The organism is Streptomyces sp. NPDC007084 (assembly GCF_040703595.1).
GTDB lineage: Bacteria > Actinomycetota > Actinomycetes > Streptomycetales > Streptomycetaceae > Streptomyces.
In genome coordinates this window covers 1-11570 of sequence record NZ_JBEYFY010000101.1, presented here as the reverse complement: position 1 = coordinate 11570, position 11570 = coordinate 1, and the positions used below count along the sequence as shown (strand labels likewise).

The 11570-nt window shown below is 71.4% G+C and carries 12 protein-coding genes and 1 pseudogene; 10 read left to right on the top strand and 3 right to left on the bottom strand.

What is annotated here, in order from left to right:
• Positions 1-89 precede the first annotated feature (89 nt).
• Positions 90-761 carry a lysophospholipid acyltransferase family protein gene (locus tag AB0912_RS35280; RefSeq protein WP_366707310.1) on the bottom strand — a complete coding sequence of 224 codons (672 nt, stop codon included), beginning with the start codon at positions 759-761 and terminating at the stop codon, positions 90-92.
• A gap of 409 nt (positions 762-1170) precedes the next feature.
• Here AB0912_RS35280 and AB0912_RS35275 point away from each other — a divergent pair, with 409 nt between their 5' ends.
• The 3 genes from AB0912_RS35275 to AB0912_RS35265 all read left to right on the top strand — a co-directional run bounded on the left by AB0912_RS35275 (position 1171) and on the right by AB0912_RS35265 (position 3562).
• Positions 1171-2334 (top strand): glycerophosphodiester phosphodiesterase, encoded by a 1164-nt coding sequence (locus tag AB0912_RS35275; protein WP_366707308.1) that lies wholly within the window; start codon positions 1171-1173, stop codon positions 2332-2334.
• Positions 2335-2506: 172 nt separating this feature from the next.
• A complete protein-coding gene (locus tag AB0912_RS35270) occupies positions 2507-3001 on the top strand; it encodes a sigma-70 family RNA polymerase sigma factor (RefSeq protein ID WP_366707306.1) in 495 nt (164 codons plus the stop codon).
• Between the two features lie 57 nt (positions 3002-3058).
• Positions 3059-3562 (top strand): GNAT family N-acetyltransferase, encoded by a 504-nt coding sequence (locus AB0912_RS35265; RefSeq protein WP_366707304.1) that lies wholly within the window; start codon positions 3059-3061, stop codon positions 3560-3562.
• A gap of 186 nt (positions 3563-3748) precedes the next feature.
• On the opposite strand, the gene AB0912_RS35260 is transcribed toward AB0912_RS35265, so the two are convergent.
• Together AB0912_RS35260 and AB0912_RS35255 are read right to left on the bottom strand one after the other, a co-directional pair.
• On the bottom strand, positions 3749-4117 hold the full coding sequence (locus AB0912_RS35260) for a hypothetical protein (RefSeq protein ID WP_366707312.1): 369 nt from the start codon (positions 4115-4117) through the stop codon (positions 3749-3751).
• A gap of 163 nt (positions 4118-4280) precedes the next feature.
• A complete protein-coding gene (locus tag AB0912_RS35255; protein ID WP_148007766.1) occupies positions 4281-4640 on the bottom strand; it encodes a hypothetical protein in 360 nt (119 codons plus the stop codon).
• A 69-nt stretch (positions 4641-4709) separates the two neighbouring features.
• Here AB0912_RS35255 and AB0912_RS35250 point away from each other — a divergent pair, with 69 nt between their 5' ends.
• The 7 genes and pseudogenes from AB0912_RS35250 to AB0912_RS35220 all read left to right on the top strand — a co-directional run.
• Positions 4710-5357: an HAD family hydrolase gene (locus tag AB0912_RS35250; protein ID WP_366707302.1), complete on the top strand. Its 648-nt coding sequence runs from the start codon at positions 4710-4712 to the stop codon at positions 5355-5357.
• A 371-nt stretch (positions 5358-5728) separates the two neighbouring features.
• Positions 5729-6772 carry an ATP-binding cassette domain-containing protein gene (locus tag AB0912_RS35245; protein ID WP_366707300.1) on the top strand — a complete coding sequence of 348 codons (1044 nt, stop codon included), beginning with the start codon at positions 5729-5731 and terminating at the stop codon, positions 6770-6772.
• Complete coding sequence (locus AB0912_RS35240) at positions 6769-7506, top strand: methionine ABC transporter permease (RefSeq protein WP_366707298.1); 738 nt, start codon at positions 6769-6771, stop codon at positions 7504-7506. Before AB0912_RS35245 ends, AB0912_RS35240 begins: the two co-directional genes overlap by 4 nt.
• 102 nt (positions 7507-7608) lie before the next feature.
• Positions 7609-8445, top strand: a complete 837-nt coding sequence (locus AB0912_RS35235) for a MetQ/NlpA family ABC transporter substrate-binding protein (protein ID WP_366707295.1) — start codon at positions 7609-7611, stop codon at positions 8443-8445.
• 250 nt (positions 8446-8695) lie between these two features.
• Positions 8696-9334 (top strand): GNAT family N-acetyltransferase, encoded by a 639-nt coding sequence (locus AB0912_RS35230; protein WP_366707293.1) that lies wholly within the window; start codon positions 8696-8698, stop codon positions 9332-9334.
• A 289-nt stretch (positions 9335-9623) separates the two neighbouring features.
• On the top strand, positions 9624-10835 hold the full coding sequence (gene cbiE, locus AB0912_RS35225) for a precorrin-6y C5,15-methyltransferase (decarboxylating) subunit CbiE (protein WP_366707291.1): 1212 nt from the start codon (positions 9624-9626) through the stop codon (positions 10833-10835).
• 345 nt (positions 10836-11180) lie between these two features.
• Positions 11181-11570, top strand: a pseudogene (locus tag AB0912_RS35220) (5,6-dimethylbenzimidazole synthase); the annotation flags it as partial.

The following is an 11570-nucleotide window of genomic DNA, read 5'->3' as shown; positions in this document are numbered from 1 at the left end:
CGACGACGCGGAGCGTCGGCAACCGACGACAACGCCGCAGATGTGCGTGCCCTGCCCCGCGACCCGCCACATGATCCAAACGACACGCCCTAGGCCGCCTTCGCCTTCGTGGCGTACATGTCCACGTACTCCTGGCCCGACAGCCGCATGACCTCGGTCATGACCGAGTCGGTCACCGCGCGCAGCACGTACCGGTCGCGGTCCATGCCCTCGTAGCGGGAGAACTCCATGGCGGGGCCGAAGCGGACGGTGACCTTGCCGGGGCGCGGGATGCCCGCGCCGCCCGGCTGGAGCTTGTCGGTGCCGATCATCGCGAACGGCACGACCGGGGCGCCGGTCATCAGGGTGAGCCGGGCGATACCGGTGCGGCCCCGGTACAGGCGGCCGTCGGGGGAGCGGGTGCCCTCGGGGTAGATGCCGAAGACCTTGCCCTCCTCCAGGATGCGGCGGCCGGTCATCAGCGCCGCGACACCGCCGTTGGCGCCGTCCCGGTCCACCGGGATCATGCCGACGCCGGTGAAGAACCACGCCATCAGCCGGCCCTTGAAGCCCTTGCCGGTGACGTACTCGTCCTTGCCGATGAACAGCACCTGCCGGTCGCAGACCAGCGGAAGGATCATCGAGTCGATGAACGTGAGGTGGTTTCCGGCCAGGATCACCGGACCGTCGCCCGGAATGTGCTCCACGCCCTCCACCCGAGGACGGAACATCAGGCGCATGATCGGTCCGAGCACTGCCTTGATGAGCGCGAAGCGGGACAACGGGCCCTCCGGTGTCAAGGGATCGGTATGGAGTCTGTGCAGGTGAGGACGATACTCGCGGTTCCCCGGTGATTGCACATCGGGTTCACCGGCTCGATACGCACTGTTGACGCACGTTTACCTGCGGTGGCGCGCCCGTGGGCGGCCGACATCGGGGCGACACGATGTGACGGACATCGCGCGCCGCACCGGCGAACGGGTGACCCCGTCAGGGTTCGCCGCCCCCTCGCCGTCGCACCCCGGGTACCCCTCTCGCGGCAGCCGAAGCCGACGGACCGTCAGGTTCCGCATCCGGTCCCGCTCCGCGGGGTCATCGACTGTTCCGCCGCAGGCCCCCCTCCCGTCACACGGGGGCACCTACGATCGTCCCGCTTCGAAAGACAGGGCACCTACCGCGGGAGGAACACTCATGGGAGCGCAGGAGCCGAACGGTCAGGAGCGGGGCACGGCGCGGCGGACGCTGCTCGGGGCCGCGGTGCTCGGCGCCGGGGGAGCGGTCCTCGGACTGCCTGGCGCCGCGAGCGCCGGCGAGCGCCACGGGGGCGGCGGCTACCGGAACCTGCCCAAGCCGACGATCATCGGACACCGCGGCGCCAGCGGCTACCGGCCGGAGCACACCTTCGGCTCGTACCAGCTCGCCCTGGACCTCGGCGCCGACATCGTCGAGGCCGGCGACCTCGTCCCCACCAAGGACGGTCATCTCGTCTGCCGGCACGAACCGGAGATCGGCGGGACCACCGACGTCGCCGCCCACCCCGAGTTCGCCGCCCGCAAGACCACCAAGGTGCTGGACGGCGTCCCCACCACCGGCTGGTTCACCGAGGACTTCACCCTCGCCGAGCTGAAGACGCTGCGCGCCGTCGAGCGCATCCCCGCCAACCGCCCGCACAACACCCTCTACAACGGGCGCTGGGAGATCCCCACCTTCGAGGAGGTGCTGCGCTGGCAGGACGAGCAGACCCGCAAGCGCGGCAAGCAGGTCTGGATCTACCCCGAGACCAAGCACCCCACCTACTTCCGCGCCCTCGGCCTCGGCCTGGAGGAGCGCGTCGCCAAACTGCTGCGCAAGCACGGCAAGGACGGCAAGGACTCGCCGGTCATCCTCCAGTCCTTCGAGCCGACCAGCGTCGAGCGGCTGAACAAGCTCGTCGGCAACCCGCTCGTCGTCCTGCTGTCGGGCGCGGACACCCGCCCCTGGGACTTCGTCGCGACCGGCGACCCGCGCACCGTCGCCGACCTCGTCACGCCCAAGGGCCTGAAATGGATCGCCTCGTTCGCGCAGGGCATCGGCCCCACGCTCGACCTCGTCATCCCGAGGGACGCGGCCGGCAACCTGACCACGCCGTCCCCGCTCGTCGCCGACGCGCACCGGGCGGGCCTGATCCTGCACCCGTACACCATGCGCAACGAGAACCCCTTTCTGCCCGCGGACTTCCGCAAGGGCACGGACCCGACCGGCTACGGGGACGCCTTCGGCGCCTTCCAGGCCTACTTCGCGACGGGCATCGACGGCGTCTTCTCGGACAACGCCGACACGGCGGTACTGGCCCGCGCGGACTTCCTCGCGCGCTGAACCGGCTGCCGGACCGGTCGCTGAACCGGTCGCTGAACAACTCGACGGCCGGCCCGCGGGCCGGCCGTCGAGCCGGCCGCCGGGCCGTCAACCGGCGGCCCCCGCACCCCGGATGGGGTGACAACCGGCCGTCCCGGCAACCCGCCGCCGGGACGGCCGCGTCGTGCCGCACATGACCCACGAGATGGTTTCCGCGCTCCGCCCGCTGCTCGCCGCCGAGGTCTCGGCCGAGGCCCACGCCTCCGGCACCGAGCCGAACGACCTGGAACAGGCCGTCTGGCTGCGCCTCCTGGAACGCCTGGACACCCAGGGCCCGCCCGCCGACCCGCCCGGCTGGCTGCGCCGCGCGGTGCGCTCCGAGGCCCGCCGCAGCCGCCGTACGGCCCGCGCCGAGCAGCCGTACGACGCCGAGCCCGCCGACGACCGGCACCCCGGCCCCGAACAGCAGGCGATGACCGCCGAGCGGCGCCGCGAACTGCACGCGGCCGTGCGCAGACTGCCCCGCCGCTGCCGGGGTCTGGTGGCCGCGCTGCTCTCCCCGCAGGACCTCACGTACCGGGAGATCGCAGGCGAGTTGGGTATCTCACAGGGGAGTCTTGGCCCGGAACGTTCCAGATGCCTGGGATGTCTGCGGCGATTGCTCGCGGTGGAGGTTGCGGCCCACTGACGACGGGGATAGGAGTGAGGGACGACCGGTGAACAGGTGAGCGGGAGGCATGCACACATGGGCATGAGCGTGACCATCTCGGCGGCGACCGAGCAGGACGCAGAACAGATCCTGAAGCTGCAGTACCTCTGCTACCAGAGCGAGGCCGAGCTGTACGGCGACTACGGCATCGAGCCGCTCACCCAGCCGCTCGACTCCCTGAGGGCGGAACTCGCGGAGGGCACGGTCCTGGTGGCCCGGCTCGGCGACGAGGTGGTGGCCTCCGTGCGGGGCGCCGTCGGCGCCGACGGGACGGCCCGGATCAACAAGCTCATCGTGCACCCGAGGCTGCGGCGGCACGGTCTCGGCGGCCGGCTCCTCGCCGCGATCGAGACCCGCCTCGGCGCCGACGGCGCGGTCAAGTCCTTCCAGCTCTTCACCGGCCACCGCAGCGAGCACAACCTGCGCCTGTACCGCAAGCACGGCTACGCGCCCGTCTCCAGGGAACAGGTCGACGACCGGCTGACGCTGGTGACCCTCTCCAAGGGCGCCGACACCGTCGCGTACGCCACCAGCGCCTGACGGCCACGGCCGCCGGCCCGCCTCCACCCGCGATGCGGGAGCCGTGGACTCCCACCGCGAGGCGAGAGCCGTGGACTCCGACCGCGAGGCGGGAGCCGTGGACCGGCGGCCACAGCCCTCACCGGTCGCTTCCTGCGGAGCCGTTGCCCACCGGGCGCCGGGCACCCGGGCGCCGCGTGCCGGGCTCTAGGCGGCGTTCGTCCGCGCCTTGCGCAGCCAGTACATCGCCGACAGCGGCAGCAGGACCGGGATGAACAGATAGCCCATGCCGTAGTCCGACCACACCGTGGCGTCCGGGAACGCGGACGGCTCCACCAGCGTCCAGGTGCCGACGATCAGCACACCCGCCAGCTCGGCGGCGCAGCACACCAGCGCCGCCCTGCGCGCGGTCTCCCCGCCCCGCACGAGCGAGTACGTGATGAAGCCGTAGACGAGCCCGGCGACCGCGGAGAGCGAGTACGCGAGCGGCGCCTTGTCGAACTCCGTGGAGATCTGCACGGCCGAGCGCGAGACCGCGCCGACCACCATCACCCCGTACAGCCACACCAGCAGCATGCCCGGACCGCTGATCAGCCGGGTGCGTCCGGTGGCCGCGGGCTCCTCCGCGGCCGTCTCCACCGGTTCCCGCCGCTCGCCGTGCTCGTCCCGCTCGCCGTGCTCGTTCCGGTCGTCGCGCTCGTCCCGAGGCACGGTCGTGTTCTCCTCCGTGGCCGTCAACTCAGCCTCCCCAGATGTCATAGAGCCGTACTTCGAGCACGGCGAGGACGACGCCGCCCGCCGCCACCGTGACCGAACCCCAGCGGGTGCGCTCCGCCAGCGACATGAATCCCACGGCGGGGACGCACGCGAAGGCGCCGAGCAGATACGCCACGAAGATCGTCGTGCCCTGTTCCGCCTTCTCGCCGCGCGCGAGCTGGACCACCCCGATCACGAGCTGGACCGCGGCGAGCAGCGACACCACGGCCATGCCGATGAAGTGCCAGTCCTTCGTCGGCTGATCACGGTAGGCGGCCCAGCCGCACCAGGCGGCGAGCGCGAGCGCGGCGACGGCCGTCGCGACCGTCAGGGCATCAAGCATGCCGTGACCCTATTACGGGCCAAAAGGCCTGATGCGCTCGCCCCCGGGGTGCCCCGTAGGGTCGAGGACATGAAGATCCACGCTGACGCCCTCCTGTTCGACAACGACGGCACCCTCGTCTCGTCCCTGGACTCGGTGAACCGCTGCTGGACGCGCTGGGCGCAGGAGTACGGCCTCACCGCCGAGGACTTCGCCCGGGTCGGACTGCACGGCCGCCCCGCCGCCGAGATCGTCGCCGACCTGCTGCCCGCGGACCTCGTCCCGCGCGCCCTCGCCCGGGTCGAACAGCTCGAACTGGAGGACGTGGCGGGCGGAGTCGTCCCGCTGCCCGGCACCCTCGACCTGCTCGCCACGCTGCCCGCCGAGCGCTGGGCCGTCGTCACCTCGGCCACCCGACGGCTCGCCGAGGCCCGGCTCGTCGAGGCGGGCATCCGCCCCAAGGCGCTGATCGCCGCCGACGACATCACCCGCGGCAAGCCCGATCCGGAGCCCTATCTGCTCGCCGCCCGCCTGCTGGGCGTCGACCCGGCCCGCTGTGTCGTCTTCGAGGACGCGCCCGCCGGCCTCCGGTCCGGCCGCGCCGCCGGGATGACCACCGTGGCGTTGGCCACAACGCACCCCGCCCACGAGCTGGCCGCCGACCACGTGGTCGAGGACCTGTCCGCCGTCTCCGCACTGGTCACCGCCGGGGGCATCGAGCTGTCCGTCCGGGGCTGAAAGGTGTCCACCGCTGTCCGCTATTCGGACAGCGGTGGCGGGTCCCGGCCCGCCGTCTGCTTTACTTCATTCCATGACCACGACGAGCAGCCGCATCCTTGCGACCGAGGCGACCATGACGCCCGGTGCTCGCTGTATGTGTCGAATGTGCGCCTTCTAGAGGGCCCCCGCACCACCGCCTGATCCCGCGCCCCGAAGCGGGATCGCCGCGAGCCCTGTGTCCGTACCGCGTACGTGACCGGGCTGCCCCGCGCACAAGTTCTCCCCCAGGTTCCATCGCCATCGCGAGAACCGTGTCGCGTTCCCGACCGCATGCACCCGTGCGCCGGCGTACACCCACACGCCCGCACTCGACAGTGACGGAAACCCCAGTGATCACGACAACGGGCCTCACCAAGGTCTACCGCTCGCGCGGCCGTGAAGTGACCGCCCTCGACGGCGTCGATCTGCATGTCCGCGAAGGCGAGGTGTACGGCGTCATCGGCCAGTCCGGCGCCGGCAAGTCCTCCCTCATCCGCTGCGTCAACCTCCTGGAGCGTCCCACCGCCGGCACGGTCACCGTCGCCGGACAGGACCTCACCGCCCTCGCCGGACGCGGCCCGCGCGCGGGCCGTGAACTGCGCAAGGCGCGCAGCCGGATCGGCATGGTCTTCCAGCACTTCAACCTGCTGTCCTCGCGGACGGTCCAGGACAACGTCGAACTGCCGCTGGAGATCCTCGGCTACTCCGGGAAGCGGCGGTCGGTCAAGGCCCTCGAACTCCTCGACCTGGTCGGCCTCTCCGACAAGGCCAAGGCCTACCCCGCTCAGCTCTCCGGCGGACAGAAGCAGCGGGTCGGCATCGCCCGCGCGCTGGCCGGCGACCCGAAGGTGCTGCTCTCCGACGAGGCGACCAGCGCGCTCGACCCGGAGACCACCCGCTCCATCCTCCGGCTGCTGCGCGACCTGAACCGGCAGCTCGGCCTGACCGTCCTGCTCATCACCCACGAGATGGACGTCGTGAAGTCGATCTGCGACTCGGCCGCCCTGATGGAGCGGGGCCGGGTCGTCGAGTCCGGCACCGTCAGCGAACTCCTCGCCACGCCCGGCTCGGAGCTGGCCTCCGCGCTCTTCCCGGTCAGCGGCAACGTCTCCGGCGCCGACCGCACGGTCATCGACGTCACCTTCGTCGGAGAGGCCGCGACCCGGCCCGTCATCTCGCAGCTCTCGCGCACCTACAACATCGACATCTCGATCCTCGGCGCCGCGATGGACACCGTCGCCGGACGCCAGGTCGGCCGGATGCGCATCGAACTGCCCGGCGGCTACGAGGAGAACGTCGTGCCGATCGGTTTCCTGCGCGAACAGGGTCTGCAGATCGACCTGGTCGAAGCGGCCGCCCAGGAGTCCGTGCTGGTGAAGGAAGGTGCCAAGTGACCTGGTCCGAGATGCAGCCCCTGCTGTCCGAGGCGTGTTGGGACACCCTCTACATGGTCGGCTGGTCCACGCTGATAGCCATCGTCGGCGGTCTCCCGCTCGGCATCCTGCTCGTCCTGACCGACCGCGGCGGACTCCTGCAGAACGTCGTCGTCAACAAGATCGTCGGGCAGGTCGTGAACATCGCCCGCTCGCTGCCGTTCATCATCCTGATGGTCGCGCTCATGAGCTTCACCCGCACGATCACCGGGACGACCATCGGGCGCGAGGCGGCCATCGTCCCGCTCGCCGTCGGCGCGATCCCGTTCTTCGCCCGCCTGGTCGAGACGGCGGTCCGCGAGGTGGACGGCGGACTCGTCGAGGCCGTGCAGGCGATGGGCGGCAACACCTGGACCGTCGTCCGCCGGGTCCTCGTCCCCGAGTCGCTGCCCTCGCTGATCTCCTCGGCCACCACCACGGTCGTCGCCCTCATCGGCTACTCGGCGATGGCCGGCACCGTCGGCGCCGGGGGCCTCGGCGACATCGCGATCCGCTACGGCTACCAGCGGTTCGAGACCGGAATGATGTGGATCACGGTCGCCATCCTCGCGGTCGTCATCTCCGTCATCCAGTTCGCCGGCGACTACGCGGCCCGCGGACTGCACCGGCGCGGCGGTCACTCCGGCGCCGCCCCGAGGCTGCGGTTCCTGAAGTCCCGGGAGCCCGCCACCGCGGACGTCGGCGAGGTCGCCTGACACCCCGGCGGCCGTCCGCCGGCCGCCGGCACCCACCCCCCCCTCGTTTTCCCCGTCCACCTCATGACGGGGCAGCCCCACCCATAAGGAAAGGCACTTTTCGTGCGTAACACCGCCAAGATCACCACCGCCGTCCTCGCCGCCGGAGCCCTCACCCTGGGCCTCTCCGCCTGCGGCTCGGACAAGGACTCCTCCTCTTCCTCCTCCGGCAAGAGCGGCCCGCTCGTCGTCGCCGCCAGCCCCGTCCCGCACGCCGAGATCCTGAACTTCGTCAAGAAGAACCTGGCGAAGAAGGCGGGCCTGGACCTGGAGGTCAAGGAGTTCCAGGACTACATCGTGCCGAACACGGCGACCGAGGACGGCTCGGTGGACGCCAACTACTTCCAGAACCAGCCGTACCTGGACGACTTCAACAAGAAGCGCGGCACCCACATCGTGCCCGTCGTCACGGTGCACCTGGAGCCGCTCGGCCTCTACTCCCACAAGGTGAAGAGCTCCGACGCCCTGAAGAGCGGCGCCACCGTCGCCGTCCCGAACGACGCGGTGAACGAGGCGCGTGCCCTGAAGCTGCTCGCCTCCAAGGGGATCATCACCCTCAAGGACGGCACCGGCACCGAGGCGACCCCGCAGGACATCGCCAAGAACCCCAAGAACCTGAAGTTCAAGGAGGTCGAGGCGGCGCTGACCCCGCGCGCCCTGGACGACGTGGACGCCGCGGTGATCAACGGCAACTACGCCATCTCCGCCGGTCTCAAGCCCGCCAAGGACGCCCTCGTCCTGGAGTCCGCGAAGAACAACCCCTACGGCAACTTCCTCGCCGTCAAGAAGGGCAACGAGAACGACCCGCGCGTGAAGAAGCTCGCCAAGCTCCTCACCTCGCCCGAGGTCAAGAAGTTCATCGAGGACAAGTACGCCGGGTCCGTCATCCCCTCCTTCTAGTCCGTCCTGTCGTTCCTCTCCTTCCTCTCCTTACCTCTCCTTCCAGTCCTTCGTGCCCTTCCCATGGGCGCGGGGCGGCAGTTCACCGGCTGCGAGGGCAGCACGGCCCTCCGGTCACCGCACGGGGTCCACTCCATTACCGGGAGTGGACCCCGTTGTGCGGTTCGGTGGTTTCATGCTGCATGCTGGGCAGTTCAGCGAACCTGGCGGTACATCAGGTCCGAAGTCCCCGACGGTTACGGAGCGTCGTATGACGAGCACCTTCCCCGACATCTCCATCAGCACGGAGCGGTTGGTCCTGCGTGCCCTCGACGAGGACGACGTCGCTCCGCTGGCCGAGATGATGAACGACGAGATGGTCGCCGCCTGGACGTCGATCCCGCAGCCGTTCTCCGAGGAGGGCGCCCGCGACTGGATCACCGACTACGCGCCCACCGAACGCGCGGCGGGACGCGGACTCGACCTCGCCGTCACCGAGTTCCTCACCCAGCGCCTGGTCGGCGTCATCCAGCTAGGCAAGACCAACTGGCGGGTCCGCTCCACCGAGTTGTCGTACATCGTCGCCCCCTGGGCACGCGGCGAGGGCTACGCCTCCGAGGCGGCGCTCGCCACCGCCCGCTGGCTGTTCCACGACCAGAAGTTCGAGCGCCTGGAACTGCGTACCGCCGCCGACAACGCCGCCGCCCAGCAGGTCGCCCAGAAGATCGGCTGCATCAGCGAGGGCGTGCTGCGCAACGCCTGCATAGCGCGTACCCGGACCGAGGACGGCACCTGGGCCGACCTGCGCACCGACTTCATCGTGTGGAGCCTGCTGCCCGAGGACCTGGAGGACACCGGCGAGCACCGCGCGGACGCCGGCGGCTACACCTCGTACTCCGACTGGAACTGAACCGACTGGTACTGAACCGACTGGTACTGAACCGCGCGGGCAGAGATCGGGCGGGGACCGGGACCGGGCAGGCGCCGAGACCAAGCAGGGGCCCGCATCGGGCAGGCGCCGAGGCCGGGCCGGGACACGGCTTTCCGCGCGCGGAAAGCACCGAAAGCGCCGGCGCCCGGGAGTCCGCCGGTCGCACCCCTGGACCGGCACGGTACCGTCCGGGCTCACCAGGTACCCTCACGGAGCCCGCCCGGGCAGCACCTGACGACCCGCGACGACCCTCTGGAGACTGACGACGATGGCCGACCGGGTCACGGTGATCGGCTGGGACGGCTCGCCGCTGACCGCCGCGGCACGCTCCGCTCTCGGCGCCGCCACGCTCGTGGCGGGCGCGGCCCACCATCTCGCCCTCCCCGAAGTGCCCGAGAGCGCCGAACGCATCCGCCTCGGCAGCGTCGCGCTCGCCGCCCGCCGGATCGCCGGCCACCGCGGTACCGCCGTCGTCCTCGCCGACGGCGACCCCGGGTTCTTCGGCGTCGTCCGCACCCTGCGCGACCCCGAGTTCGGCCTTGAGGTCGAGGTCGTCCCCGCCGTCTCCGCGGTCGCCGCCGCCTTCGCGCGCGCCGGGATGCCCTGGGACGACGCGCAGGTCGTCGTCGCCCACGGCCGCACCCTGCGCCGCGCGGTCAACGTCTGCCGCGCCCACACCAAGGTCGCCGTCCTCACCTCGCCCGGCGCCGGCCCCGCCGAACTCGGCCTGCTCCTCGACGGCGTGCACCGCACCTTCGTCATCTGCGAGGGACTCGGCACCGGCGACGAACGGGTCACCATGCTGACCTCGGACAAGGCGGCCGACCACACCTGGCGCGACCCCAACGTCGTGATCGTCATCGGCGGATTCGTGGCCGCCGCCGAAGGGGGCGGCTGGATCGCCGGCCGCGACCCCGGCACCGGCCCGCGCGGCTGGGCGCTGCCCGCCCAGGCGTACGGCGGAGCGCTCGGCGAAGGCGAGACCGACCTGCTGCGGGCCGCGCAACTCGCCCGGCTGGGCCCGCGCGTCGGCGACCTCGTCTGGGACATCGGCTGCGGCAGCGGCGCCTTCGCCACCGAGGCGGCCCGCAGCGGCGCCGCCGTCATCGCCGTCGACCGCGGCCCGGGCTCCTGCGCCCGCACCGAGCACGCCGCCCGGCGCTTCGGCGTCCAGATGCAGATCGTGCACGGCACCGCTCCGCACGTCCTCGAAGACCTGCCCGAACCGGACGTCGTCCGCGTCGGCGGCGGGGGAGCGGAGGTCGTCTCGGCCGTCGCCGACCGTCGCCCCCAGCGCATCGTCACGCACGCCGCCACCCGCGACGCCGCCGAACTCGTCGGCCGTGATCTGACCGAACACGGTTACGACGTCGAGTGCGCCCTCATCCAGTCCGTCGAACTCGACACGAAGGCCTGGACGGAGAAGGAGCGGAGCGTCGCGTTCCTGCTCAGCGGCCGTCTCCCGGATCGTGCCCCGTGATCCTGTTGTCGTACCGCGCGCGGTAGGCTGGCCGATCGTTGTACCGCTCCCGAGGGGTCGGCCTTTCGTAGGCCAATGTCCGGAAAACCCGCCCGTTTTGAGGCGTGTGTGGTACGGCAGAACCGGAGGACGCGCAACGTGGCGCAGTCCACAGCGGGCACTCGCGGATCATGCCGCCGTGAGGGCCGGACGACCGGGACAATGCCAGTTAATGGCTTTGTCGCCTTTGTTGGCCGGTCGTTCGTGCCGCTGGGCACGCACGCTCGTTCTTCACTACGGGGCGGTCGGTGCGCCGTTCCGGGCGAGCTGGACTAGGAAGCACTAACCGATGGGCGAGGGGTACGCATGACCGACACCGGCCAGGTCCCGGGCGAGGGAATGCCGGAGAGCGCAGGCATGGTGGAGCAGCCGGGCGTCGCCGCGCCGGGCGCGTACACCTACCTCGACCCCTCCGTGAACGCCGCCGAGGACGACGACCTGCTTCTGCTGCCGGGCGCCCCCGGGGCCCAGGGCGCGTGGGGCAACGAGGTGCCGCCGCCGGCCCCCATGCCCTTCGCCCACGAGCCGGGCCCGCACGAGACGGCGGGCCGTGACACCGGCTCCGTCGACCTGGGCGCCGTCCGCACGGTGAGCCCGGCGCCTGCCCCGCAGCCGGTGCCGCCGCGCCGCCCGCTGCACCTCGGCCCGCCGACGCCCGACGGCTCCTCCAGCCCGGTCCGCTCGCTCGCCGACCGC